The organism is Pelagibius sp. (assembly GCF_965227505.1).
GTDB lineage: Bacteria > Pseudomonadota > Alphaproteobacteria > Kiloniellales > Kiloniellaceae > Pelagibius.
Map to the genome: position 1 here is coordinate 2700477 of NZ_OZ245757.1, position 25865 is coordinate 2726341.

The following is a 25865-nucleotide window of genomic DNA, read 5'->3' on the forward strand; positions in this document are numbered from 1 at the left end:
GGCTGCGGCGGCTTACGGCAGGCCGCCGACGATGTCGCGGAACTGGTCCTCCGGGAAAGCGCGCAGGGTTGTGGTGCGCACGTTGCCCAGGGAGTTCAGGGTCAGGGTGAACTTGGCCGCCGCCTCGGCGTCGGGAAACTCGGAAAAGGCGACGATGTCGTAGCCGCCCATGGTGAGGTAGAGTTCCCCCAGTTCGCCGCCGAGCTTCTTCGCCAGCAGGCGCACGCCGTCGACGCGCTTGGGCGCGTCCTTGATCGCCTTGATGCCCTGGTCGGTGTAGGTCACGAGTGAGATAAAGGTCGCCATCTGCCGCTCCTCGCTATGCTGCCGTATCAGTCTCTTGCAGCCCGCAGAGCAAAGCGCGGCACAGCCGCGCCGAGTCCTGCGGCGGGTCCCCGTCAAAGAGCATAGCACAGCGGCGCGAGGCGGGGGCGCAAAGGCGCCCGCGCAGATGTGTCAGGCCGCGTCTTCCAGCGCCTTGACCCCCGGCAGGGTCTTGCCCTCCAGCCATTCCAGGAAGGCGCCGCCGGCGGTGGAGACATAGGAGAAATCGTTCAGTACCCCGGCGTGGGCCAGCGCCGCCACGGTGTCGCCGCCGCCGGCGACGGAGAGCAGCTTGCCCTCCCCGGTCAGCGCCGCCGCCGCCCGCGCCACGGTGTTGGTGGCGGCGTCGAAGGGCGGCACCTCGAAGCAGCCGAGCGGGCCGTTCCACACCAGCGTGGCGCAGTCGCCGAGGCGCCGCGCCAGATGCTCCGCCGTGGCCGGGCCGAGGTCGAGGATCATCTGCCCCGCCGGCACGGCCTTCACCGAGACCACCTCCGTCGCCACGCCCGCGGCCAGCTCGCGGGCGACCACGGCGTCGGTGGGCAGCACCACGTCACAGCCGGCATCCTTGGCCTTGGCGAGGATCTCCCGGGCGGTCTCGGCCATCTCGTGTTCGCAGAGCGACCGGGCGACATCGACGCCGACGGCATTGAGGAAGGTGTTCGCCATGCCCCCGCCGATCACCAGCATATCGACCCGCGCGACCAGGTTGCCCAGCAGGTCGAGCTTGGTGGAAATCTTCGCACCGCCGACGACCGCCGCCAGCGGCCGCTTGGGTTGCTCCAGGGCCGAGGCCAGGTGCTCCAGTTCCGCCTGCATCAGGCGCCCGGCCGCCGCCGGCAGGCGCCGGGCCAGCCCTTCGGTGGAGGCATGGGCGCGGTGGGCGGCGGAGAAGGCGTCGTTCACATAAAGCTCGCCGAGGCTCGCCAGATCGTCGGCGAAACCGGCCTCGTTGGCCTCCTCCCCGCCATGGAAGCGCAGGTTTTCCAGCAGCAGCACGCCGCCGTTCTCCAGTTCGTCAAGCGCCGCCCGTGGCGCCGGCCCTACGCAGTCCTCGGCGAAGGCGACCGAGGTGCCGCCCAGCACCGCGCCCACCACCGGCGCCAGGGGGGCGAGCGACATGTCCGCCACCGGCTTGCCCTTGGGCCGGCCGAAGTGCGACAGCAGGAGAACCTTCGCGCCCGCCGCCGTCAGATCGCGGATCGTCGGCGCCGCCCGTTCGATGCGCGTCAGGTCCGTTACCTTGCCGTCGGCCATGGGCACATTGAAGTCCACACGCAGCAGCACGGCCTTGCCGGCCACATCCAGATCGTCCAGGGTCTTGAAAGCGGGCATGGGGGAAACCTCGCGCGGTTGGAGGGGGCCGGAACACTCGCGCCGGAGTGTTGCCAAACCCGCCCCCAGGCGCAAGGGCGAAGGCACCTAAAACGCCCCTCTACCCATAGCGACTAGCGATCCCATCGAGGGTCTGGGATCGATCGAAGCAGGCAGCCGCTGCCCGTCACACGAAATCGATCTCCATCTTGATGAAGTCGAGGACGGAGGTGTCCTTGAAGGTGAGGCTGGTGCTGCTGTCGAAAGCGAAGACCAAGTCGTCGCCCTGGCGGTCCAGGTGCCGCACCATCTCCCACTTGCTGTCGACGCCGTCGATGTCCAGCCGCAGGGTGTCTTCCTCACCGAAGATGGAGAACCAGGAGGTCTCGAAATCCTCGATGACGTCGTGGCCGCTGAGAGCGCCGAAGACGAAGGTGTCCTCACCGTCGCCGCCGCGGGCGGTGTCGTTGCCGGCGCCGCCGTCGATCACATCATCGCCGCGGCCACCGTTCAGGCGGTCGTTGCCGTCCCCGCCCAGCAGCGTGTCTTCGCCCCGGTTGCCGCGCAGCCGGTCGTTGCCGGCGCCGCCGACGACCTCGTCATCGCCGCGGCCGCCAACCAGGGTGTCGTTCCCATCGTTGCCGAAGAGGACGTCGTCCCCGGCCAGGCCGCGCAGCAGATCGTCACCCGCGCCACCGCGCAGCAGCTCGCCCTCGGCCGTTCCGTCCTCCGTCAGTGGCAGGTCGACCGGCTCGTCGGCGGCCTGGAAGTTGAAGGACGAGGTATCGCCGCTGTCGAAGCCGATCACCGGGTTGCCGTCGGCATCGACGAAGGCGCCGGTATCGAATTCGACCGCGTAGCGCGCGCCCGGCATCAGAAAGGCCGAGGGCGTCACCACGACCTCGCTGCCGTCGAAGGAGACGAAGCGCGGATCGGTGATGTCGATCTCGCGCGTGTCCGTGGGGTCGTCGCGGTTGACGAGGCGCAGGCTCCCCGCACCGGCGAAGACCTCTTCGGTGAAGGAGAACGTCAGGCCGGATTGGATCGGCAGATCCCGCGCGTTGTCCGCCGGCGTGGTGCTGACCAGATAGGGCTCCGGATCGCTGGTGAAGTCGACGATCCGGGGTTCGTAGACGCTGCCCTCCGTGCGATAGCCCAGGCGCCCGTCGGAATTGGAGCCGAAGGTGTAGACATCGCCGTTGTCGGCCACGGCAATGATGGAGTTGGGACCGCTGGCGATCTCGACGATGGTCACATCGTCGAGGCCACTGACGAGGGTCGGGAAGAAGGTGCCGTCGCTCTGCGCCGCCGGATCGCCGTCGAGGCCGCCGGTGGGCCCGACGTCGTTGGGCCCCCAGGCGTAGACGTCGCCGTCCTCGGTCAGCGCGATCACCCAGCGGGCACCGCCTTTCACATCCACGACATTGTCGGGCAAGCCCTGGATCCTGGTCGGCTCCAGCACGTCGGCGGCGTCGGGGGTGAAGGTGCCGTCGCCGTTGTCGCTGCCGACGCCGATCTGGCCGAAGCGGTTCTCGCCCCAGCCATAGACTTCCCCGTCAGCCGTCACGGCGAAGGAGGTCTTGGTGTCGGCGGTGATCGAGACGACGTTGGCCGGCAGGCCTTCGACCTTGAGCGGCGAGAGGATTTCGCGGACCGGGTCGCCGTTCGCGTCCAGGCCCTCGGGCGAGCCGATCTGGCCGTCGATGTTGGAGCCGAAGCCATAGACATCGCCGTCGGCCGTCAGCACCAGGGTGTGGGAGGTGCCGGAGGACACAGCGACGATGGTTTCGTCGGAGAGGGCCGCGACCTCGGTCGGTACTTCCCTGTTGTCTTCGTCGCCGAGGCCAAGCTGGCCGTTGGAATTCTGGCCCCAGGCGTAAAGCGTTCCCAGATCGTCCACGGCATAAGACGCCCCGTTGCCGTTTTCGATGAGGACGATGTTGGCATCGTCCAGGGCCTCGACCTTTTTCGGGATCAACTGATCCTCGTCATCGCCGTGGCCGAGGCGCCCGAAGTTGCCGAAGCCCCAGGTGTAGACGTCGCCGCCTTCGGTCAGGAAAGAGCTGTGGACCAGCCCGGCGGAGACCGAGGCGATGGTGCCCTCGAAGCCCTCCGGCAGCGCCACTTCCACCGGCGTCTTGATGTCGTAGCCCTTGACGCCGATCCCCAGTTGGGCGACCACGTTCTCGCCGCTGGCATAGAGCGTGTTGGTATCCTTGTCGAGGAAGAGCGAGAAGTGGTTGCCGCCGCCGACGGTGGTGACGGTCTGCGGCACCGTTTCCTCGTAGGTCGAGAGCGCGCGTGGGCGGTCCACCGCCAGATCGTCCAGACCGGAGGTCAGAATGATCGTTTCGTCGGCGTCCAGGTAGTCGCCGTCGCCGTTGAGGTCCGTCAACGTGACGACATGTTCGTCCGCGGTAAGGATCACGTTGCCGTCTTCGTCGGCTTCGATGTTGAAGCCGACGACCATGTCGTAGCCCTCCGGCAGAGCAGAGGCGTTCCAGACCTCCACCGCCTCCGCTGCGGTATCGATGTCGTTCGAGCCGTTAAGATCGGTCAGGCGGTAGACGACGGGCTGTGCACCGGGGTCCGAGAAGTCCGGAAACCAGGTGAGAGTCAGCAGACTGTCGCCCTGGACGGCGGAGCTGATGTCGACCGGCGCGCCGAAGTTCATGGCATCGGTGATGAAAGGCGTCACCTCGTCGGGGGAGATGCTGCCGTTGCCGTCGCTGTCCTCGATGCGGTGGATGATGTCCACCACCGATTCGCCGGTCAGATCGTTCACGTAGGCCACTTCGCCGTCGAAGACGATATCGAAGGGAACCGCCGAAGACCCCAGGGCGCCGCCGCCGGCCAGCTGGATCGTCTGCAGATCGAGCCAGACGGTCGCCTCCCCGGCGTCGTTGGCATCGCCGTCGCCGTTCAGGTCTTCGGTTCGATAGACAACATCGTCGGGGCTGGAACTGACGCCTGCGTTGGTGATGTAGATGGCGCCGTCCGGTCCCTCGGCAATCCCGTTGGGCGTGACCAGCGCCAGCCCTTCGGCGTTGTCGGCGTCGAACCAGACAACAGCTTCGCCGGCATCGTTGGCATCGCCGTCGCGGTTGAGGTCCCGCAGCCGGTAGACGGCATCGGCGTTGCCGTCGCCGACATAGACCGATTTGTCGCTCGTCTGTTCGACGGTAAAGATGTTGGAGGTCGGATTGCTCAGTCCGGAGGCGTTGCTCCCGTCAAAGAACACGCGCCTTTCGCCGGGGTCCAGGGCATCGCCGTCGAAGTTCTCGTCAATCAGAAGAAAGAGGGCATCGGCGCGCTGATCGCCGAGGAGAATGCCGGACTTGGTTTGCTGCATGGATCGGGTTCCGATTCGGATTGAGGACAGGGGCGGCAGCCAAAACCCAGGCAGACGTCAACGCCTGCAGCCTTTGCGTTCGCACTGGTGGCGAACGCCTGTGGGACTGCCGTGAAAGTCAGGGTGTCGGTGCGGCTCAGCGGCCGGACGGCCGGCTCGCCTAGGGGCCGGGCGGCGGCGCCGTGGGCCAGGATCTGAGGATGCGGAGGGGTTCTGTAGCGCCGGCCGATTGGACCGGGCGGGCACCCGGAGTCATGGCACCCGGAGTCATGGCACCCGGAGTCGTGGCGCGCCAAGGCATGGCGCTCAGCCGCGCTCGAGATCCGCAATGCGGTTCACCGGTGGATCGACGAACGGACGCCCTCATGTCGCGGCTCTCCCCTTGGCGCGGATCAACCTGATGCCTGAACGGTATTGCAACTAAGAATCATTTGCAATACATAATGGCCGCTGTTCTCCGCTTTCAGGGTGTTACTAGCCGGCACCAAAGGCTGTGAAGAGCGATCCCCTATGAAGGCAGCCGCAAATTCAAGGCCGACAGAAACTGAGAGAGTGGAAGCAATCTAACGCCGCCCAGCAACGACTTCCTCGACAACCGAAGGATCCGACAGATCTCGATGCCACCAATGGCGGGTGCAGGCACCGCAGTTGTGACGCCTCCGATCATCGGCAACGCGCAAAAGCGCTACGAGCAATGCAAAGGATTTCTGCCGCTCGCTGGCCGGCAAGGAGATGATTTTGGCGAACGCCCGCCGGATGCTTCCACTCCCTAAGGAATCCTGTTCCGCTGCTTTGGCCATGATAACGCAAGGCGTGAAGGTGGGTCTGAGCTTGCTCTGCTGGATCGCCGCCGCTGCTGCCTCTCCTGTCGTGCCGGCTTCACGGGCGAAGACTGCGAGCGCCCTCAGGACATCGACCTGCCTTTCATCGTCTTGTTCCTCGAACCAGCCGGCTCCGGTCGACATCGGAACAATGCCTTGCGCCAACTGGTTCAGGTAGATCTCTGTCCTGATGCCCAACACGCTCAATGCCTTCGCCCGTCGAACCCTTCCGGCAAGCATAGTGGAGTTTGCTGATCTTGTCCGGCGAGGTGGTGACGAGCCACTCTACTGCCATCTCGCCAGTTTAACGATTTGGCCGCCAACCGGGGCGGCGGAAGAGGTAGCCGCGCAGGTCGGCAAAGCTGCGGGCGGACGCCAGGTCGCGGAACAGGGCGGGGTACTCGGAGAACCAGACCTTCAGCGGGTTCACGGAGTCGAAATCCCGGGCGAGGCCGTAGCGCGGCCGCTCCTCCTCCGCCTGATAGGTGCCGAACATCCGATCCCAGACGATCAGGATGCCGCCGTAGTTCTTGTCGAGGTACTTGGGGTCGCAGCCGTGGTGCACACGGTGGTTGGACGGCGTGTTGAGGATGCGGTCCAGCGGGCCCAGCCTGCCGATCACCTCGGTATGGATCCAGGTCTGATAGACCAGCACGGCGACCTGGGCCCCCAGCACCGCCAGGGGGTGAAAGCCGACCAGGATCAGCGGCAGGTGCATAAGCGCCGCCCAGGGGCTTTCAAGAAAGCCGAAGCGCAGGGCCACCGCCGTGTTCAGATAGCGGGCCGAGTGGTGCACGGCGTGGGAGAGCCAGAGCAGGCGCACCTGGTGCGCCAGGCGGTGCTCCCAGTAGTAGACGAAGTCCGCGGCAACCAGCACCAGCACCAGCGTGAAGACCGTCACCGGGATCTGCAGCGGCGTCACCAGTTCGTAGAGCGTGAAGTAGGCGATCACCGTGGCGGTGGCGAAGAGCAATTCCCCCGCCAGATAGGGAATCTGGGTCGAGATGCTGGCCAGCGTTTCCAACAGACGGCGGCCGGTCTCTTGCCGGCGGATCAGATCGCGCAGGATCTCGATGCTGAGCAGGGCCACGCCCACCAGCAGCGAGAGCCCGTCCATCTCTGCGATCCAGCCTTCGATCTGATCAACCATGGCGTCGACCCCCTTTGCCCCTAGGTGTGAAACGGCAAGCGGGCGCAGGCTTGGCAGGCGCCGCTTGATTATCTAATCTGACAATCAATTAAGAAGCAGCTATAAATTGTCAAGTCTGATAATAAACGGAGGAACCGAGCATGGCCCGGCCAAGGGTGACCGAGGCGCGCAGGGAAGAGATTCTGGAAGCCTTCGCACGTTGCGTGGCGCGCGAAGGAGTCGAGGGCGCGTCGCTGCAGAAGGTGGCTGACGAGGCGGGCCTGGCCCGCGCTCTGCTGCGCCACCACGTCGGAAACCGGGAGGAGCTGGTTCTGGCGCTGGCCGAGCGCTTCTGCCGTCACAGCCTCGCCGAGATGGCCGAACTGGGGGCCGCGCTGCCGGAGAAGAAGCGCCTGGAGACCTTTATCGCCGCCCTCTTCGCACCCGGCTACGCCAGTTCCGGCGAGGACCTGAAGGTGGGCGCCGCCCTCGTCAATGCCGCGGAGAGCCGCCCCGAGCTGCGCGAAAGGCTACGCGCGTGGTATGGCGCCTTCGAAGGGATCGTCGCCGACGAACTCGGCCGGGCCTACCCGCAGGCCAAGCGGGCGGCCCGCACAGAGGTCGCCAGCGGCATCGTCGGCATGGCCTTTTCCGCCGACTCGCTCACGCCTCTGGGCGACGGCAAGGCGTTGTTCGCCCGCTCCCGCCGGGCTGCGCTGCGCCTGGCGGCAACGCTCGGGGACTAAGGGATCATTGCTTGGTCACACCCAAAGAAGCGGCCGAGCCAACTACGCGCAGACCACAGAAACGAAAGTGGCGGCAAGCAGGATTGCAGAGACTATCGAGTGTCGACGGTGCGCAGTATCTCGTCTCGCAGAAACGACCAAGTTCCATCTGGTCTGGCGGTGACCTCGATCGGATAGGGCTCTTCTACTTGAGGCATTTCATTTAGTCGCCGGGTGCAGGCCTGAACATCGTTTGTGTAGAACACCCACTGCTTGGCCCCGTCAAACGTAAGCACCGCGGTCAGAACAGCTAGGGCGTCTTGTTCCCAGGCGGCGCAAAGCCTGTCCTCGAAGACTCTCAGCTCTTCAAACAGTTGATCACTTGGCATTGCCGCTGAGCCTTGCTCAGCATAGGGCCAAACCACCTGAAGCAACATGGGATGGCTGCCACCATCTCCGGGCTGCAGAACAGGCACCCGCCACCGCAGGAGACCGGGCCCCTGCTTCTTTTCCACGGCGATGCCTTTCCATTCGTCGCGCTCGATCAGGCTGGCAACGTCCATGGTCATGCCTCAGGTTCAACTAGATTCAGTCTTCCCAGGACCTCGACAATTCGCAAGACGCTCTGTCAAAAACCCGCTCCGCACTCCCAGGACCCAGGTGAAGGCGTCCAAAACCAAACTGCATATCGTCGCCATGCCAGTCTCTACCGACTCTTGCACTCCCCTGGCCGACAGCAAGGCGCTGTTCGCCCGCTCCCGCGGTGCCGCCCGCGCTCACCGCAGCTGACCAAGGACCTCTTGCAAGGAGTCGTGCAGGGACCGCCTCTGATCGTCGGTCATGCCGGCAGCGCCCTTCTCGACAACGGCCGAGAGAATGGAAACGGCCGCCTCGCCGCGCTTTTCCGGCGCCATCGCCGGCAGCATCATGCCGATGCAGTGGGGCATCATCGACTTCAGCATCATCTCAGGCATCTGTGACATGTGCTGTGCGGGGCTGCCCTGCATCATCTGAGACGTTCCGCCCGCTTTCTCGCCTGCACCCTCCGCCGCGCCGCCGGACATCATGCCCATCATCATGGGCATCATCTCCTTCATATCGAGGCCCTCGGTCATCTTGCCCATCATGGCGGCGCACATCTCCTTCTTCTCATTCGTATCCATGCCGCCGAAGCACTTCTCCATCATGGCCTTCATCGTGGCCTGGCGTTCGCCCTGATCCATCGCTCCGTCCTCCGCTTTGCTGCGGCCTTTCCGGCCCCCCGACCGAGCCGCCACTCTGCACCCTGCCTGGTGACGCTAGTGCGAAATGCGCGCCCGCGCTCTGACCTCGGTCAATCCACGCGGGAGCGACTCCTTGAAAGCCTGCCCCGATGAGGCCGACTTCGAAATTCTTTGGACACCCGGCAACAGCAATCGGCTAGGCTCCCAACGGTGCGGGGCGAAGGGGGGCCTTGGGGTGCCCATGGGATGCCCTCAGGATGCAACGTGTATGTCGAAAAAAGCCTACAAGAAGCAGTGCGCAGTCCTGGCCTACCGGCTGAGCAAGCGCGGCCCGAAGATCGCCCTGGTCACCTCGTTGGAGACGCGGCGCTGGGTGCTGCCGAAAGGCAACCTTGTCAATGGCCTCTCCGCCCGCCAGTCGGCAGCGCTGGAGGCCTTCGAGGAAGCCGGCCTGGAAGGCACCATGGCCAAGCGCAGCTGCGGCAGCTACGACTATGAGAAAACCGAACTGAAGGGCGGCGGGCTCTGCCGGGTCAGCGTCTATCCCATGGCGGTGACGCGGGTGAAGCGCAACTGGCCGGAGAAGGCGCTGCGTGAACGCAAGTGGATGAGCATCGAGAAAGCCGTCGCGGCCGTCGGCGAGGCGGAGTTGAAGACACTGATCGCCCGCTTCGGCAAGACGCTGAAGTAGCGCCTTACCGCACGGCGAAGCGGCGCCGGTAGTCGCCGGGCGTCAGCCCCATCACTTTGTGAAAGACCTTGCGAAAAGCGGCGGGATCTTCGTAGCCGACCTCCCAGGCGATGCGGCCGAACGGCAGGGACGAGAGCTCCAGCAGTTCGCGCGCCTTGCCGACGCGCAGACGCTGAAGATAAGCGGTCGGGTTCAGCCCCGTCGCCTTCTGGAAGCGCCGCAGGAAGGTGCGCTCGCTCAAGCCTGCCGCCGCCGCCATCGCCGGCAGCGACACCGCATCCTGGTAGCTCTTGTGCAGCCAGCGCTGGGCTTTCAGCACCGCCTCGTCGCCGTGCTGCAGGCGCGGTGCGAAGGTGCTGTAGAAGCGCTGCTCGCGGCCACCGGGGTCGACCAGAAAGAAGCGCGCCACCTCCAACATCACCGAAGGGCCGAGGAAGCGGTCGACGATCCGAAGGCCGAGATCGACCCAGGCCATGACGCCGCCGGCGGTGATCACGTCCCCGTCCTCGACGATCAGCTTCTCGGTCTCGAGCCTGACCTCGGGAAAGAGAGCAGCGAAGTCGTCATGCAGGGCCCAGTGCGTGGTCGCCCCGCGCCCGTTCAGCAGCCCGGCCTGCGCCAGAGGAAAGGCGCCGGCACAGACCGAGCAGGCGACCGCGCCGCCGTCATGCTGGGCCGTCAGCCAGGCGCGCAGGACCGGCAGCAGGGCGGCGCCGGGCCGGTTGTCCAGACTCGGCGGCAGGATGAAACAGGCCAGTTGCGCCGGCGTCCCCTCTCCGCTCGTGTAGCAGCATTCCACCGCCTGCGCGGTTTCCGTCAGATGCCAGTGGCTGACGCGCAGGGAAACCGGGCGGCGCCCCTGCGGGCCAGCAATCCGCTCCGCGATCCGATTGGCCGCGAGGAACAGGTCGGTGAGGCCGTGGACAGCGGAGAGCTGCGCGCCCGGATATTGCATCACACCGATATCGACCGGCGCTGGTTTTGCGGCAGGCTTTGTCAGTTTTGCCTCGCCATTTGTCGTTTCCGCCAATTTCGACCATGGCAGGCGATCCCTACCTTGTCGAGCATCGCAACCCCAAGGGACATGAAGGAGACGCCCCCCAATGACCAAAGGCAACACCAAGCCAAAAACCAAAACAGCCCTGCTCGTCATCGACCTGCAGAACGATTACTTCCCCGGCGGCAAGTGGACCTGCGAGGGCATCGAAGCCGCCACCACGAATGCCGCGCGGCTGATCGCGGCGGCCCGCGCGGCGGGCGACCTCGTGGTCCATATCCGCCATGAGTTCGCGAGCAGCGACGCCCCCTTCTTCGCGCCGGGCACGCCGGGCGCCGAGATCCACCCCGACGTCACGCCGGCGGAAGGGGCCACCGTCATCCTGAAGCACTACATCAACAGCTTCCGGGACACCGGCCTGAAGGCCATTCTCGAGCAGAACGGCATCGAGGAAGTGGTGATCTGCGGCGCCATGAGCCATCTCTGCATCGACGGCGCCACCCGCGCCGCCGACGACTTCGGTTATCGCTGCACCGTGGTCCATGACGCCTGCGCCGCGCGGGATCTGGAGTTCAACGGCGTCCGCGTTCCGGCGGCCCAGGTGCATGCCGCCTTTATGGCCGCACTCGCCGCCGCCTATGCCAAGGTGGTGTCCACCGATGCGCATCTGGAAGGGGCCGCCAAGGCCGCCTGATCTTCCTGACCAGGCCGCCCCGAGAGTAACGCCCCGAGAACACCGCCCCGGACCTGCGCTACCAGCCGCGGGTTCCGGGGCCGCCCTTGAAGGGGCCGACGATGTCGGCGGTGCGCCAGCCGCCGTAGAAGTCGCCCTCCTGCGGGACAACGCGCTCACCGTCGACGAAGCAGGCCTCGACACGGCCGGCGTAGAAGCAGAGATGGTCCTTCAGGGCCCCATAAGGGCGCCAGGGCTCCGCGTAGCTCCAAGCGGCCGCCTCGCTGACGCGGCCGCTCACCTGGATCGACCAGTAGGCCGCCTGGCCCTTGAACTCGCATATCGAACGGCCCGGCGCCGATACCAGAAGGTCCCGGCGCAGATCCTCCGGCGGGATGTAGTAGCTGGGCGGATGGCTGGTCTCGAGAATGCGCAGGGCCCGCCGGGTCTCGGCGATGACCGTGTCGGCGAAGACCACCTTCAGGTGCCGCTCCGTCGGCTCCAGGCGCGGCGGGCGCGGATAGTCCCAGACCGATTCCTGGCCGGGGCCCGGCACGACGCGGTCCTTGGGTCTTGGATCGAACATGCCCCTGACATAGGGCCGTAGCGGGCAACGGAAAGGCTGCCGGGCCTCCGCGTTGCCGGTGTCACTGCCCACCGGCGGCCTTGCCAAAGGCAATCGGCCTTGCGAAATCAGAAGGACATTTGAACTGCGGCTGTGACGAGGTCCGCTTTGCAAAACCCCGCTGACGACGACCGTGACCTGCAGGAAAGGCTGCGCCGGGTGCTGACGCTCTGCGCGGCCGCTGGTGAGACCCTCGCCTACCGCGATCTCGCCCAACGCGCGGAGGTTCCCGGACCGCATAGCATCCATCGCCTCACGCTGGCGCTGGAAGCGATGATCCGCGACGATCACGCCGCCGGCCGGCCGCTGCTGGCGGCCCTCGCCGTCGGCCGCGCGCAGAGAGGCGCGGATGGCCGCCCCTTGCCCGGCCGCGGCTTCTTTCACCTCCTGGCCGAACTCGGCCGCTACGACGGCCCCGATCATGGCACGGCAGCGGCGGCCTGCCATGCCGGCGAGGTGGAGAAGGCACAGGCCTACTGGGGTGCGCGCGAAGCATCGGGTGGCGTTTAGGGGTTTTCCGGGTTGGGGGCTTTCCGGGTTGGGGGTTTTCCGGGTTGGGGCTTTCCGGGTTTGGCGAAACCGGCCCGCGGGCGCTATCGTGACGCCGCCGCGCGGCCCCCGGAGCGGGAGATCCCATGACGATGCAGCACGACAAAAGAGGCCTGCCGCAGTCCGCCGCCAGTGCAGAGGCGATGCGGGCCTTCGACGCCACGGTGGAAGCCTACATGGCCTTCGAGCGCCAGACCGGCGACCGCCTGAAGGATACGCTGAGCCTCGACCCCACCATGCCGCTGGCGCTCTGCCTGAAGGGCTGCTTCCTGCTGCTGTTCTGCAAGCGCGCCCTGGTGCCGCCGGCGGCCAGGGCCCTGGCCGCCGCCCGCGAAGCTGCCAAGGAGCGCGCCGTCAGCCCACGCGAAATGCAGCACATGGAGGGCCTGCAGCACTGGCTGGACGGGGACCTCCAGGCCGCCGCCGCCACCTGGGACGGCATCCTGATCGATCACCCCTACGATCTGGTTGCGCTGCGCATGGCGCATTACCTGCATTTTTATCTCGGCGATGCGGCCGCGCTGCGCAATTCGGTAGCCCGCCCGCTCCACGCCTGGAGCGATGCCGTGCCGGGCTACGGCTACGTGCTCGGCATCAAGGCCTTCGCCCTGGAGGAAAGCGGCGACTATGCCGCGGCGGAGCGGGAGGGCCGCGCCGCCATCGAGCGCAACCGCGCCGACATCTGGGCCGCGCACGCGGTCGCCCATGTCATGGAGATGCAGGACCGCCCGGAGGAAGGGATCGCCTGGATCGGCGGCCTGGAAGACGCCTGGGGCGATTGCCACAACTTCACCTACCATGTGCACTGGCACCGCTGCCTCTTCCGCCTCGAGCGCGGCGACCACGACGGCGTGCTGCACGACTACGACACCAGGGTGCGGGCCGACCGCTCCGACGAGTTCCTCGACGTCATCAACGCCATCGCCCTGTTGTGGCGCCTGGAGCAGCGCGGCGTCGACGTCGGCGAGCGTTGGGAGGAACTGAGCCAGGTCTGCCGCGATCTCAGCGAGGACCACCGCATGGTCTTCGGGGATGCCCACTACATCATCGCGCTGGCCGCCGGCGGAGACACCGGGGCCATCGAGACCGCCCTGGCCAGCCTGCAGCACTTCGCCGAGGGACACGGCAGCGAGGAAGCGGTGGCCCGCATCGTGGGCCTGCCGCTCGCCCGGGCTGCCGTCGCCCATCGCCAGGGCCGCTTCGGCGCTGCGGTCGAGGCGCTGCTGCCCCACCGCGCCGCGCTCCACCGCCTGGGCGGCAGCCGCGCCCAGCGCGACCTCTTCGAGCAGCTGCTGATCGACGCGGCGGTCAAGGATGGACGCAGCGGCCTGGCCAAGGCCCTGCTGTCGGAGCGGGGGCTGCAGCGCCCGGGCAATCCCTGGAACGCGGCCATGGCGGAGGTCGCTGCCGAGGCTGCACCTTTGCAGCCGGCCCAGACGTGACATCCCCAGACGTCACATCCAACGCACCCTCGGCGTCATGTCCGTGGTGCAGACCTTTCGAGAGGAGCCCCCAAGATGCCCCGCGGCAAGGATCACCACTACGCACTCGACCTCACCTGGACCGGCGCCGCCGCCGGCCCGACCAGCCACTACAAGAGCTACTCCCGCGAGTACCGCGTTGATTTCGAAGGGAAACCCTCGATGACCGGGTCGTCGGACCCGGCCTTTCTGGGCGATCCGAAGCTGTACAACCCGGAAGACCTGCTGCTGGTGGCGCTGTCCTCCTGCCACATGCTGTCCTACCTGGCGCTCGCCGCCCTGGAAGGCATCGAGGTGCTGGCCTACGAGGACAGCGCCCAGGGCACCATGCAGCAGCAGGGCCGCGGCGGCCGCTTCACCGACGTGCTGCTGCGCCCGCGCGTGGTCCTGGCCCCGGGCAGCGACCTCGCCCGCGGCGAGTCCCTGCACGAGGACGCCCACAAGACCTGTTTCATCGCCAACTCGGTCAACTTCCCCGTCCGCCACGCGGCCGACGTAACCTGCCGGGATCAGCAGGCATCGGTTCGGTGATGCTGATTCGGAAGACAAAGCAGGCAAAATAGCTATTATTTCACGAGCGTTTAGGGTGAAATGACGGCCCGGACAGCGGCGGGGCGGCAGGTCGGAGTGTTGCCGGAAAGCCGCCCGGGCGAATCCCCTTGGCAGGATGCAACCGGGGAACCGGGACGGACAGTGGGGTGACAACGGTGAGGGCAGCAGCGTGAGCGCGGCAGAGGAACTGCTGGCGGCCTCGTCCCTGGAGGTCGTCCGCGACGGACCGCGCCTGATTCTGCGTTTCATCGGCGACTGGACCACCGCGGAACTCTCCAAACACGACCCTGCGCTGCGCGGGCTCGATACCCAAAGCGCCCAGCAGGCGGCGCTCGACCTCACCCACTGCGCCACCGTCGACAGTGCCGGCGCCTGGGTTCTGGATCGCACGGTCGGCGACCTCAAGGCGCGCGGGCTGGTGGTGGAGGTGGTCGGCGCCACCCCGGCGGTGGAGACCCTGATGGGCACGGTCGCGGCGCGGCACGTGAAATGCCCGCCGGCGCCCAATCCGGAGAACCCCCTGCTCGCTGTGGCGATCCGCCTGGGCCGGGAGACGCTGCGCATCAGCCGCGAAGCAGCGGCCCTGCTCTCGTTCCTCGGCCTCACCATCACCGTGATGCTGCGTACTCTGGCCCGGCCCTGGCGCATACGCTGGACCCCGCTGATCAGCCAGATGGAGCAGACCGGCTTCAACGCCCTGCCCATCGTCGGGCTGATTTCCTTTCTCGTCGGCGTCGTGCTGGCCTATCAGGGGGCCGACCAGCTGGCGCAGTTCGGCGCCCAGATCTTCACGGTCAACCTCGTCGCCGTCGGCATCCTGCGCGAGATGGGCATCCTGCTGACCTCCATCATCGTCGCCGGCCGTTCGGGCAGCGCCTTTACCGCGCAGATCGGCACCATGAAGGTGAACGAGGAAATCGACGCCATGCGCACCCTGGGCCTCGACCCCATGGAGGTGCTGGTGATGCCGCGGGTGCTCGCCCTGGTCCTGGTGCTGCCGTTGCTCACCTTCTACGCCGATATCATGGGGCTGCTTGGCGGCGCGGTCATGGCCACCATCGTGCTGGACATCACCTTCTTTCAGTTCGCCCGCCAGCTGGCCGACGCGGTGACGGTGGAAACGCTGGCCGTCGGCATCATCAAGGCGCCTTTCTTCGCCTTCATCATCGGCATGATCGGCTGCTACGAGGGCCTGCAGGTCACCCGCAGCGCCGAGTCCGTCGGCCAGCAAACGACCAAGGCGGTGGTCGAAGCGATCTTCCTGGTGATCGTGCTCGACGCGCTCCTGTCGATCTTCTTCTCGGTGATCGGGTTCTAGCGCCATGGCGGAGGGAACGGAGATGACGCCGCCGGGCAACGGCGATAACCCAAGTGGCCAGGACGCCAACGGGCAGGGCGCGAACGGCCAAGGTGCGAACGGCCAGGGTGCGGACGGCCGGGCGACGAACGGTTCGGGCGGAAAGCCGCGGGCGGATCAGCCGCCGATCCTCTCCATCGTCGGGCTGCGGACCCAGTTCGGCACTTCGGTCATTCACGACAACCTGGACTTCAGCGTGCAGCCCGGCGAGGTCATGGGCGTGGTCGGCGGTTCGGGCACCGGCAAGTCGGTGTTGATCCGCACCATCATCGGCCTCAACAAACCCACCGCCGGACGGATCACCGTCTTTGGCCGCGACCTCGCGAGCCTGAGCGAGGCGGAGACGACGGCCATGCAGTCCCGTTGGGGGGTTCTGTTTCAGGACGGCGCCCTCTTCTCCTCGCTCACCGTGGCGCAGAACATCGAGGTGCCGATGAAGGAGCACAGCGACCTGCCGCCCGAACTGCGCCAGGAACTGATCGACGTGAAGATCTCCATGGTCGGCCTGCCGCCGGACGCCGCCCACAAGTATCCGGCCGAACTCTCCGGCGGCATGCGCAAACGCGCCGGCCTGGCCCGCGCCCTGGCGCTGGATGCCGATATCCTGTTCCTCGACGAACCGACCGCCGGGCTCGACCCCATCGGCGCGGCCAACTTCGACATCCTGATCGGCGACCTGCAGCGCGCCCTGGGGCTGACGGTCGTGATGGTGACTCACGATCTGGACTCGCTCTATGCCATCTGTGACCGGGTTTCCGTGCTGGTGAACAAACGTGTTAAGGTGGGGACCATCGAAGAGCTCATGCATGAGCCGGACCCCTGGATTCAAGAGTACTTCGGCGGTCCACGCGGCCGGGCCGCCGCAGGCAGTGCCGAGCGCAGCGGCACGGCGCCGCAGAGCGCCGGCTGACAGCGCATGACACTGCAGCGCATGACATTGAGGATGGGGGACTGAGGGCTTCATGGAGACACGCGCCAACTACATCATGGTCGGGCTCTTCGTGCTGCTGCTCGCCTTCGGCCTGCTGGGCTTTATCCTCTGGCTGGCGAAGTTCCAGTTCGAGCAGGAGTTCGCCCGCTATGACATCGTCTTCGAAAGCGCGGTCACCGGCGTCCGCGAAGGCAGTGCCGTGCGTTACCAGGGCGTGCGCGTCGGCGAGGTTCTCCGCGTCGATCTGGACGAGGAGCGTCCGACGGCGATCCGCGTGCGCATCGAGGTCGAGAAGCGCACCCCCGTGCGCGCCGACAGCAAGGCCACCCTGGAACTGGAGGGCCTGACCGGCGGACGCTACGTCCTGCTGTCCGGCGGCTCGCCGGATGCACCGCCGCTGGAGCCACCGCCCGGCCGGGACTTCGCGGAGATTCCTCCGGGCGTCTCCTCCTTCGAGGAAGTGCTGGAAGGCGCGCCGGAGGTTCTGGAAAACGTGAACCTGCTGCTGCGCCGCGCCCAGGCCCTGCTGAGCGACACCAATCTCAGGAACATCGAGCAGCTGATCGCCAACATGAGTGCGGTGACCGGCGCCATCGCCGACAACAGCGACAACATCGACCAGTTGATCGCGGACGCCGCCCTGACCATGGAGAACCTGCGCGAGGCGACAGGCAGCCTCGAGGCCATGGCCGGCTCGCTGGAGAGCAACGTCGGTGAGCTGACCGAGCGCGCCGGGACCACGCTGGAGAGCTTTGAGTCCATGGCCGGGTCCATCGACCGCGAAGTCACCCTGACCAGCGCCGATGCCCGCGACCTTATCGAACGGCTGCAGGTGACCGCGGACAACCTGGCCGGGGCCTCCACCCAGTTGGAGGCCATGATCGCGGAGAACCGCGAACCGATCCGCGATTTCGCCAACACCGGCCTCTATGAACTCACCACTCTGCTGACCGAGGCGCGCGACCTCATCGTGGTGCTGAACCGCGTCACCACGGAGGTTCAAAGAGACCCGGCCCGTTTCATCTTCGGAGACCAACAGCAAGGCTATGAAGCACAATAGATCTGACATCGAAGGGGTACGGGCGCCGGCGGGCGAGGCCGCCGGCGACCTGCGCCGTCGCAGCGTTCTGGGCGGCCTTGCGGCGCTGCCGGTGATCGCCCTGGCGCCGGGCTGCAGCCTCCAGGTTCCGGGCCAGGGGCCGCCGCCGGAACTCTTCCGCCTGTCGCCCAAGAGCACCTTCCGTGAAGACCTGCCGGAGGCACGCTGGCAGCTGATCCTGGAACCGCCGGTGGCCAATGCGGGGCTCAACACCACGCGCATCGCCCTGCAGCGCACACCCACCTCCATCGAGTACTACGCGCGCTCCGGCTGGGCGGACCGCGCGCCGCTGATGATCCAAACGCTGATGATCGAGTCCTTCGAGAACACCCGCAAGATCGTCTCGATCGGCCGGGAGTCCGTCGGGCTGCGCGCCGACTTCGTGTTGAAGAGCGAGCTGCGCGAGTTTCAGGCCGTCTACTACGACAACGGCAATCCGCAGGCCTTGGTGGCCATGAACGTGAAGCTGGTGCAGCTGCCGCGTCGGTCCATCGTCGCCTCGCGCTCCTTCGAGCACCGCGTCGAATCGGGCGAGGACCAACTGCGCAGCATCATCGAGGCCTTCGACGAGGCGCTCGGCCGGGTGCTGCGGCAGATGGTGGAGTGGACTCTGATCGAAGGAGATACCGCCATCAGCCGCGGACGCCCGCGCCTCAAACCGGAAAGCTAGGGCGCCAAACCGAAGGGTTGAAGTCCGCTCGCTTCCGTCACGCCAAGGCTTAACGCACTTGGTAAACGAAAGCTTGTCATTAGGAAAAAGCAAACCTTTTCCCCGCATACTGCGCGCTACAGCAGTTAAGGGAATCGCCTCCTATGACGGAACTGAACGATCTGCGCCAGCGCGTGGAAGCGGCCGAACAGCGCTTCGGATTGATCGACGAACAGCAGCAGCACTATAGCGACCGGCTGATCGGGCTGATCGAGACCATCGAAGGGCAGCTTGCCACCGCCAGGGCGGAGGTCGAACAGCAGGCCGGCGAGAACACGCGGATGGCGGCTGAAAACGAGGAGCTGCGCAGCCTGTTGCATACCTTTCTGCTGTCGGTCGAGAAGAAAACCTTCACGGAAACGCTGCAGAACCTGGAGACGCGGGTCTCCGCCATGGTGGGCGGCAGCGCTCCGGCCGCTGCGCAAGCCGAGCCGATGCCGGCGGCGGCACCGGAGGACATGGTTGCCGAGGACGTGGCAGCCGAGGACGTGGCCGCCGACGATGCGCCCGCCGAAGATATGCCCGCTGATGAGTTGGCCGCCGAAACCGTCGAAGACGCCGCCGTGACGGCTGAAGCGGCGGAGCCGGAGGCTGAAGCGGCTGAAGATGCACCCGCCGCCGAGATCGAAGCGCCCGAACCGAGCGCCGAAGAGGACGAGGCTGCGGCCATGGACGCCGGCCAGGCCGAAGCGGCAGACGCCAGTGGCGAGGAATCCCCCGCGCCTGAGGCAAAGGCCCCCGAAGCAGAGAGCCTTGAGGCGGAGACACCTGAAGCAGAGGCTTCCGAAACCGCATCCCCGGACTCTGACGCCGGTGCCGACGACGCTTTTGACGCCGAGGCCGCCGAGAAGCGTATCGCCGACTTGCTGAGCGAGGACCGCCCCGAGGCGCCCGAGGCGGAAGAGCCGCCTGCGGTAATGGAGGACCCCGCGAGCGCCGAAGCCGGGTCCGAAACGGCGATCCCCGAGGAAACCGCGTCCGAAGAAGAGGGCGCTGCGGCTCCGGAGCTTGAAGCCCCGGCGGCTGACGAGGAGCCGGTTGACGCCGCCTTGGACGCACAGGACGAGGCGGAAGCGCCCGCGCCTGCCATGGAGGGAGCCGAGGCTGAGGCCGAGTCAGAAGCGGCAGAGGAGCCCGCACCCGCTGCATCAGAGGCTGAGACGCCAGCCGAAGAGATGGTTGCCGAAGAGATGGCGGCCGAGGACGTGCCCGCAGAAGCGGCTGCCGAAGAGGAAGCCGCCCCTGAGGAAGCCACACCTGAGGAAGCCAAACCGGCGCAGGCCGGCGAAACGGGCGAGGCCGACAAGGGCCCGCTCATAGTCGAGGACACCGCCAGCGAAACGCCGACGGTGAAGGAGATCATCCAAAGAGTCGGCGATCTGGCGCGGGAGCTGGAGCGCGCCGAAGCGCAGCGCAAGGCCAGCCTGGAGGGCGCCGAAGCAGACGAAACCCCCAAGGCGGCCGGCGCCGGGGAAGCGGACGAGGCGGACAGCGAAGATCACGCCATGGGCGCCGCCGCCACGGGCTGACCCGGGGCGGGGACGCGGGCGGCCGCGAAGGGGGCGAATCGCGGGCAAGCCCGTCTTCTGAGCGCCAGCTTTTGGGTCCTGCGCGCGAAGCCGGCCCGCTGCACGGCCAAGCGTACGATCCGACACTTCTCCGGCGATGGTATGCAGTCTGCATAATCGGCAGAGCGGTCAGATAAAGTTCCCCAACAAAACGTAAAGAGACCACCGTCACTTTGTGTTTGGCATTCAGACGCGGCTGTGGTGAAACTTGAAGTGTAGTGATTGCAGACTATCGTTCGTTATTGAAACTATACTTTTGAGAATTTGAATGGCGTCTCGTGACGTTCAGGGCCAAGGGCTATTGAGCCGCCTGACCGCGGAAGACGGACAGCTGCGCCGCCAACAGCTGGAGGGCTTTGCCCGCCATACCCCGATCAACGCCACGGTCAGTCTGGTCAACTCCCTGATCGCGGTGGTGATGATCTGGGATACGGTCCCCAAACCCATGCTGCTCGCCTGGCTTGGGCTGATCTGGCTGTTCTCGCTCTACCGCTTCCACCGCTGGCGCGGCTGGCGTACCCGCATGGACAGCCAGGGCGATCATCGGGCGGAACAGCAGGGGAAGCGCCGGGGGCAACCGAAATCAAAAGGGGTACGCCGCGCCACCCTGCACAAGGCGGCCGCCTGGTCGGCCCTGGCGGGCCTGCTGTGGGGGGCCAGCGTCACCTTCGATCCCTACCTCGAAGCCGACCAGCGCCTGCTGGTCATGATCCTGATCGCGGCCATGGCCGCGGGCGCGGCGACCACCCTGGGCTCCATTCCCCTGGCCGCCGCCGCGTTTATCGGCGCATCCATCCTGCCCTGGGCCGCGTACTTCGCCTGGCTGGGCGACGGCGTCCACATCGCCCTGGCCTGCTTCGCCCTGATCATGACCCTGGCGATGCTGATCTCCACGTCCATCGTTCACGGGTCCTTTATGGATGCGGTGCGGGCGCGCAGGCAGAATGCCGCCCTTGTGGAGCAGATCCGCGAGGAGCGCAGCGACTGGCTGGAGATTTCCGACACCTCGGAGGCCTTCGCCCTGTTCGACGGCAAGGACCGCCTGTTGCTGTGGAACGAGAACTACCGGCGCATTCTCTCACTGCCCAAGGACCAGCTTCACCGAGGCGCCGGCCGGCGCGACCTCCTGCAGCACGGCGCCGCCCCGGTCTCGGTGGTCCGCGGTGAGGAGTCGCTCGACGACTGGGTCGAACGCCAGCTCAGGCTCGGCAAGGAGGACCGCTCGGCACAGATCGAACAGCTCTCCAACGGGCGCTGGCTGAAGTCCATCGCCCGGGAGACCGGCCGCGGCCACACCGCCGTGGTGCACGTGGACATCACCGAACTGAAGCAGCGCGAGTCCGAGCTTCTGGCCACCCAGGGCGAATTGCGGCTGCAGTCCCAGGAAGTCCAGAGAGCCTACGACCAGTTGGGGCAGCAGCACCGCCGCATCGAGGAAACCACGAACGAGCTGCGCCAGGCCCGCGATTCCGCCATGGAGGCGAACCGGGCAAAGACCGAGTTCCTGGCCAACATGAGCCACGAGCTGCGCACGCCCCTGAATGCCGTCATCGGGTTTTCCGACCTCATGGCGCGCGAGGCCTTCGGGCCCTTGGGCGACCCGCGCTATGACGGCTACATAAAGCACATTCACGACAGCGGCGAGCACCTGCTGAACCTGATCAACGACCTGCTCGATCTCTCGATCATCGAGGCCGGCGAACTGAAGCTGATCGAGGAGCCTGTCGACGTGGCGGAGATCGTCCGGCTCTGCACCCAGCTTCTGGGCGGCCAGGCCGCCCAGGCCGAGGTCGCCCTCACCGTGAAGGGAAACCTGGCGGACTGGCCGCATCTGCGGGCCGATGCCACCAAGCTCCGCCAGATCGTCCTGAACCTCCTGTCGAACGCCATAAAGTTCACCCCTGCCGGCGGCTCGGTTTCGCTGACCCTGAGCGGCGGCGGCGGCCAGGCCTTCTGCATCACAGTGGCAGACACCGGCATCGGCATGCGCCAGGAGGACATCCCCACGGTGCTGGAGCCCTTCCGGCGCCTGAGCTCCGCCCACGATGCCGCCTATCAGGGCGCCGGCCTGGGCCTGCCGCTCACCAAGGCCCTGGTCGAACTGCACGGCGGCGCGATGACCCTCGCCAGCGCACCGGGGAAAGGAACCCGCGTGGTGGTCACACTGCCGGCCGCGCTCGCCGCCGGCTACAGCGCCGCAGACACCGCGGCAAAGGCGCAGAGCGCCGGCGTTGGCGGCAGCGGCACCTGATCCGCGAACTGGAACACCCCTCCGCAGCGCAGTAGTCTCGCGCCATGCCTGATATCGCACTCGACCTGGCCTGGGGCGCGGCCGGCCTGCGTGCAGGGCTGCCGTCCAGCGACGTCATCGCCATTGTCGACGTGCTGTCCTTCACCACCGCCGTCGATGTCGCCGTTGCGCGCGGCGCCCGGGTCCTGCCCTACCGCTACCGCGACGCGACGGCAGGCGCCTTCGCCGCGGCGCAGGGCGCGCTGCTGGCCGGCGCGCGCAGCACCAAGGGCCCCAGTCTGTCCCCCGCTTCCCTGGCGGCGCTCGATCCGGGGACCGCGCTGGTTCTGCCCTCGCCCAACGGATCGACCCTCTCCACCCTGGTCGGCGACAAGCCGGCCTTCGCGGCCTGCCTGCGCAACGCCACCGCCGTCGCCGCAGCCCTGCAGACGGCAGCGGAGGACAGCGGCGATGCAAAGGTCCTGGTGGTCGCCGCCGGCGAACACTGGCCCGACGGCAGCCTGCGCCCGGCCCTGGAAGACCTGCTCGGTGCCGGCGCCCTGCTGGCGCGCCTCAGAGGGACGCGCAGCGCCGATGCCGCGGCGGCGGTCGCCGGCTACAGGGCTCTGCGCGGGTCCCTGCAGGCGGTGTTGAGCGACTGCCCCTCGGGCCGTGAGCTGATCGGATCGGGCTTTGGCGAGGATGTCGCCTGGGCGGCAGCGGAGGACAGCAGCCCTGCGGTGCCGCAGTTGCGCGACGGCGCTTACGGCGATACGGACCGCAGGCTGCAGGCCACCGCCACGGAAGACGCGCCGCTGCACCTGCGCCCGGGCGGCGCGCAGGACGACGCCGCCTGTGGCCGCATCGTCGGCGCGGCTGCGGCGACCAGTGCCTATGCGCCGCGGGCGCCCCACGCGGCCCCGCTGCTGGGGGACCGTTCACCCCTGGCGCAGGAGGACCGCCAGCGCATCGTCGCCGAGCGGGCGGGCCGCCCGGTCGGCTTCGTCGAGTTTCGCGAGAACGGACCCAAGGCCGGCGGCAAGGCATCCGGCGGTCATGTGAAGTACCTCTTCGTCGAGCCCGCCGAACAGGGCCGCGGGGCCGGCGCCGCGCTGCTGCGCCGCGCCGAAGAAGCCCTTGGCGGTGCGGTGAGCCTGACCGTGCTCTCGGTCAACGACCGCGGGCTGCGCTGGTACATGAAGCGCGGCTATCGCGTTACGGAGGGCCGACTGGAAGCGGACTGGGAAGGCGGTCCGGCCGTCTGGCTTACCCTGGAAAAGCCCTGAGGGGCCGCCCCGGGGCGCAACCCTGCCGCGACGGTCAGGGTACGAACCAGAGTTCGATTTCTTCGGTGTCTTCTTCGAAGCGGGCGGCGTGCAGTTGGCCCGCGGGCACATGGTACCACTGGCCAGCGGGCACCCGCGTTTCCTCGCCGTCCACGATCAGGATCAGCGTGCCCAGGGTGACCAGGCCGTGGTTGTCGGTATCGTGCCGGTGGGGTTCGATCTGCGTTCCGGCGGGATAGGAGGCGAAGTAGACGTCGCAGCCCGTCCCGTTCAGGCGAAAGGCGTCGAAGCGCCCGCTGAAGGGCTCCAGGCGCTTGATGGCCTCCGGAAAGCGGGCGGGGCGAAAGGTCGGGTCGGCGGTCAAAACGAGATCTCCGAAAATCTGAGCGCCGGCGCCGGCACGGTCAGGGCGACTTTGGGCACTTCTTCTCCGCAAGGAAAGAGGCAAAAGCCGCAAAGTCTCATTCAGCTATCGCAATGAAAGACGTCGACTGTGCGGGACGCAAAGGCGCCGCCGCAAGGTCGGAGCATGCCGGCGCTCAACTGCGCCAGTGCAGGGTCCGGGCCTTGATGGGGTTCTCGAAAGGCCGGCCCTCCCGCGCGGCGTTCAGCCACTCGCGCTTCAGGCGGTAGTACCACTTGGCCTGGGTGTCGGCATCGTCGATGAGCATCAGGTTAGGGCCGTGGGCGAGGCCTTCCTGCTGCTTGATGACGACGTCCTTGTCCTGGGCAAGGAAGCTGTGCGCCAGACGGCGGGCCAGCGGTTTCAGCGGCCCCGTCCAGGGAAGGGTCCAGTACAGCGCCTGATGCACCTCCGTCTCCGTCTCGCTGAGCGGGGTGATCGCCGTCAGCCCGGCGGCGGAGTGCTTGTCGCCTTCGATCAGTTCGATGCGCAGCCCCGGCAGGGCATAGGTGATCTCCGTGGTGACGCCGTTGCCGAGGAAGACACGGTAAGCCCGGTTCTGCGGTGGCAGGGCATGGCGCTTCATGCGCCAGCCGAGCGGCGCCGGCTCGAAATGCTTTTCCTTCTGACGCAGCGTGGTGGCGTTCTTTTTCCACCACCAGGAGGTATGGACGAAGGCGGCATGGGTGGGGTCCATGAGGCCGAAGGCCGCCTGGTCGCAGTCGCAGGGGAAGACCTGGGAAATGGAGACCTGGGGGGCCGCGGTTCCAATGCCCGGCAGTTCGGGCACCGGCGGCAGTCCGTCGGTGGCGGCGGACGGCAGGCGGGCCGACTTTTCCGGCATGTAGACCCAGATGTTGCCCTGCACCTCGCGACAGGGATAGGCGCCGCAGCGGATCTTCCCCACCTCCATCGGCTGGTCCGCCGTCAAGGAGGGGATGGCGGTGCAGCGGCCGTCGGCGCCGAACCGCCAGCCGTGGTAGCAGCACTCCACCTCCCGCCCGTCGAAGCGGCCGTAGGAAAGGGGAATGCCGCGGTGCGGGCAGATGTCGCGCAATGCAAAGACCCGGCCGTCCTGGCCGCGGCAAAGCAGCAGGGGCTCATCCAGAAGACGGACCTTGCGCATCTTTCCGCGCCGCAGTTTCGCGGCCGGCAAAACCAGATACCAGAAGTTGTGCAGTAGCAGCGGCGCGCTTGCCAGCATGGTGTCCCGTTCCTCCAACGCCGTCGAAAATACAGCGGCGGCGGGCCCCGGGAAAGACCGCCGACATGCCCGCGGGAGGCCTCTGCGCGGGCGCGGTCCGGCGGGCAGCGCCGCCATTGCACCCGGCGGGGCAACGGCCCATATTTGGGCCATGAGCGATCCCGCAGCAGTGCCCGGGCCGGGCAGAGTCCCGGAAACGGGCCAAATTGCTGGCCCAAGTACTGGCCCAGGTAGCGGAAAAGCCCTGGTGCCCTATGACGCGGCGCGGCATCGCCGCGACGATGCGGCGGTCCGGCGCGGCTTCTGGACCAAGGCGCGCCGGGTCTTCGGCAAGGTCCCCTTCCTGGATGAAGCGACGGCGGCCTACTACTGCGCCACCGATCCGGCGACGCCGCTCAGGGTCAAGGCGCTGCTGATGGCAGCCCTGGCCTATTTCATCCTGCCCAGCGACATGATCCCCGACTTTATCGCCGGGCTCGGCTTCACCGACGACGCCACCGTGCTCTTCACCACCATCAGCCTGGTTTCCGGCCATGTGAAGGGCCGCCACCGTCACCGCGCCCGCAAGGCGCTGGTGCGGCTTGGCTTCAAGGACGGCGACCTCAAGGAAAGCGCGCTCTAG

Annotated in this window: 25 protein-coding genes; 14 read left to right on the plus strand and 11 right to left on the minus strand. The window is 67.1% G+C overall.

Features of this window, described 5'->3' with window-relative positions; all coding sequences use genetic code 11:
* Positions 1 to 12: 12 nt before the first annotated feature.
* From ACO06P_RS12850 to ACO06P_RS12870, 5 genes are all read right to left on the minus strand, one after another.
* Complete coding sequence (locus tag ACO06P_RS12850; RefSeq protein ID WP_420345636.1) at positions 13 to 306, minus strand: GYD domain-containing protein; 294 nt, start codon at positions 304 to 306, stop codon at positions 13 to 15.
* 150 nt (positions 307 to 456) lie between these two features.
* The gene (locus ACO06P_RS12855; RefSeq protein WP_420345637.1) at positions 457 to 1659 is read right to left on the minus strand and encodes a phosphoglycerate kinase; all 1203 of its coding nucleotides are present in this window, start codon (positions 1657 to 1659) and stop codon (positions 457 to 459) included.
* Positions 1660 to 1825: 166 nt separating this feature from the next.
* Positions 1826 to 4990, minus strand: coding sequence for an Ig-like domain-containing protein (locus tag ACO06P_RS12860; RefSeq protein WP_420345638.1), 3165 nt, complete (start codon positions 4988 to 4990; stop codon positions 1826 to 1828).
* A gap of 563 nt (positions 4991 to 5553) precedes the next feature.
* On the minus strand, positions 5554 to 6012 hold the full coding sequence (locus tag ACO06P_RS12865; RefSeq protein ID WP_420349631.1) for a DUF5958 family protein: 459 nt from the start codon (positions 6010 to 6012) through the stop codon (positions 5554 to 5556).
* A gap of 103 nt (positions 6013 to 6115) precedes the next feature.
* On the minus strand, positions 6116 to 6961 hold the full coding sequence (locus ACO06P_RS12870) for a sterol desaturase family protein (RefSeq protein WP_420345639.1): 846 nt from the start codon (positions 6959 to 6961) through the stop codon (positions 6116 to 6118).
* Between the two features lie 140 nt (positions 6962 to 7101).
* Here ACO06P_RS12870 and ACO06P_RS12875 point away from each other — a divergent pair, with 140 nt between their 5' ends.
* Positions 7102 to 7686: a TetR/AcrR family transcriptional regulator gene (locus ACO06P_RS12875; protein WP_420345640.1), complete on the plus strand. Its 585-nt coding sequence runs from the start codon at positions 7102 to 7104 to the stop codon at positions 7684 to 7686.
* A gap of 92 nt (positions 7687 to 7778) precedes the next feature.
* Here ACO06P_RS12875 and ACO06P_RS12880 read toward each other — a convergent pair whose 3' ends face one another.
* Positions 7779 to 8234 carry a DUF695 domain-containing protein gene (locus ACO06P_RS12880; RefSeq protein WP_420345641.1) on the minus strand — a complete coding sequence of 152 codons (456 nt, stop codon included), beginning with the start codon at positions 8232 to 8234 and terminating at the stop codon, positions 7779 to 7781.
* A gap of 207 nt (positions 8235 to 8441) precedes the next feature.
* A complete protein-coding gene (locus ACO06P_RS12885; RefSeq protein ID WP_421935195.1) occupies positions 8442 to 8888 on the minus strand; it encodes a hypothetical protein in 447 nt (148 codons plus the stop codon).
* 268 nt (positions 8889 to 9156) lie between these two features.
* Here ACO06P_RS12885 and ACO06P_RS12890 point away from each other — a divergent pair, with 268 nt between their 5' ends.
* Entirely contained in the window at positions 9157 to 9579 is a 423-nt protein-coding gene (locus ACO06P_RS12890) for an NUDIX hydrolase (RefSeq protein ID WP_420345643.1), read from the plus strand.
* A gap of 4 nt (positions 9580 to 9583) precedes the next feature.
* On the opposite strand, the gene ACO06P_RS12895 is transcribed toward ACO06P_RS12890, so the two are convergent.
* Positions 9584 to 10534 (minus strand): GlxA family transcriptional regulator, encoded by a 951-nt coding sequence (locus ACO06P_RS12895; protein WP_420345644.1) that lies wholly within the window; start codon positions 10532 to 10534, stop codon positions 9584 to 9586.
* Between the two features lie 148 nt (positions 10535 to 10682).
* Here ACO06P_RS12895 and ACO06P_RS12900 point away from each other — a divergent pair, with 148 nt between their 5' ends.
* Entirely contained in the window at positions 10683 to 11270 is a 588-nt protein-coding gene (locus ACO06P_RS12900; RefSeq protein WP_420345645.1) for a cysteine hydrolase family protein, read from the plus strand.
* 58 nt (positions 11271 to 11328) lie between these two features.
* Here the strand turns inward: ACO06P_RS12900 and ACO06P_RS12905 are convergent, their stop codons facing one another.
* On the minus strand, positions 11329 to 11835 hold the full coding sequence (locus ACO06P_RS12905; protein ID WP_420345646.1) for a DUF427 domain-containing protein: 507 nt from the start codon (positions 11833 to 11835) through the stop codon (positions 11329 to 11331).
* A gap of 147 nt (positions 11836 to 11982) precedes the next feature.
* Between ACO06P_RS12905 and ACO06P_RS12910 the strand changes: the two genes are divergently transcribed.
* From ACO06P_RS12910 to ACO06P_RS12955, 10 genes are all read left to right on the plus strand, one after another.
* Positions 11983 to 12384, plus strand: a complete 402-nt coding sequence (locus ACO06P_RS12910; RefSeq protein ID WP_420345647.1) for a hypothetical protein — start codon at positions 11983 to 11985, stop codon at positions 12382 to 12384.
* A 125-nt stretch (positions 12385 to 12509) separates the two neighbouring features.
* Entirely contained in the window at positions 12510 to 13865 is a 1356-nt protein-coding gene (locus ACO06P_RS12915; protein ID WP_420345648.1) for a tetratricopeptide repeat protein, read from the plus strand.
* A gap of 75 nt (positions 13866 to 13940) precedes the next feature.
* Positions 13941 to 14435 carry an OsmC family protein gene (locus tag ACO06P_RS12920; protein WP_420345649.1) on the plus strand — a complete coding sequence of 165 codons (495 nt, stop codon included), beginning with the start codon at positions 13941 to 13943 and terminating at the stop codon, positions 14433 to 14435.
* A 190-nt stretch (positions 14436 to 14625) separates the two neighbouring features.
* Positions 14626 to 15774, plus strand: coding sequence for an MlaE family lipid ABC transporter permease subunit (locus ACO06P_RS12925; RefSeq protein ID WP_420345650.1), 1149 nt, complete (start codon positions 14626 to 14628; stop codon positions 15772 to 15774).
* A gap of 4 nt (positions 15775 to 15778) precedes the next feature.
* The gene (locus tag ACO06P_RS12930) at positions 15779 to 16723 is read left to right on the plus strand and encodes an ABC transporter ATP-binding protein (RefSeq protein ID WP_420345651.1); all 945 of its coding nucleotides are present in this window, start codon (positions 15779 to 15781) and stop codon (positions 16721 to 16723) included.
* A 52-nt stretch (positions 16724 to 16775) separates the two neighbouring features.
* Positions 16776 to 17804: an MlaD family protein gene (locus tag ACO06P_RS12935; RefSeq protein ID WP_420345652.1), complete on the plus strand. Its 1029-nt coding sequence runs from the start codon at positions 16776 to 16778 to the stop codon at positions 17802 to 17804.
* Positions 17791 to 18513: an ABC-type transport auxiliary lipoprotein family protein gene (locus tag ACO06P_RS12940; protein WP_420345653.1), complete on the plus strand. Its 723-nt coding sequence runs from the start codon at positions 17791 to 17793 to the stop codon at positions 18511 to 18513. Before ACO06P_RS12935 ends, ACO06P_RS12940 begins: the two co-directional genes overlap by 14 nt.
* A gap of 143 nt (positions 18514 to 18656) precedes the next feature.
* Positions 18657 to 20081 carry a hypothetical protein gene (locus ACO06P_RS12945; protein WP_420345654.1) on the plus strand — a complete coding sequence of 475 codons (1425 nt, stop codon included), beginning with the start codon at positions 18657 to 18659 and terminating at the stop codon, positions 20079 to 20081.
* A 307-nt stretch (positions 20082 to 20388) separates the two neighbouring features.
* Complete coding sequence (locus ACO06P_RS12950; protein ID WP_420345655.1) at positions 20389 to 22371, plus strand: ATP-binding protein; 1983 nt, start codon at positions 20389 to 20391, stop codon at positions 22369 to 22371.
* Between the two features lie 44 nt (positions 22372 to 22415).
* Positions 22416 to 23636: a GNAT family N-acetyltransferase gene (locus tag ACO06P_RS12955; RefSeq protein ID WP_420345656.1), complete on the plus strand. Its 1221-nt coding sequence runs from the start codon at positions 22416 to 22418 to the stop codon at positions 23634 to 23636.
* 34 nt (positions 23637 to 23670) lie between these two features.
* Here the strand turns inward: ACO06P_RS12955 and ACO06P_RS12960 are convergent, their stop codons facing one another.
* Both ACO06P_RS12960 and ACO06P_RS12965 read right to left on the minus strand, forming a co-directional pair.
* Positions 23671 to 24000: a cupin domain-containing protein gene (locus tag ACO06P_RS12960; RefSeq protein WP_420345657.1), complete on the minus strand. Its 330-nt coding sequence runs from the start codon at positions 23998 to 24000 to the stop codon at positions 23671 to 23673.
* A 175-nt stretch (positions 24001 to 24175) separates the two neighbouring features.
* On the minus strand, positions 24176 to 25243 hold the full coding sequence (locus tag ACO06P_RS12965; RefSeq protein WP_420345658.1) for a Rieske 2Fe-2S domain-containing protein: 1068 nt from the start codon (positions 25241 to 25243) through the stop codon (positions 24176 to 24178).
* A 247-nt stretch (positions 25244 to 25490) separates the two neighbouring features.
* Here ACO06P_RS12965 and ACO06P_RS12970 point away from each other — a divergent pair, with 247 nt between their 5' ends.
* Complete coding sequence (locus ACO06P_RS12970; RefSeq protein ID WP_420345659.1) at positions 25491 to 25865, plus strand: YkvA family protein; 375 nt, start codon at positions 25491 to 25493, stop codon at positions 25863 to 25865.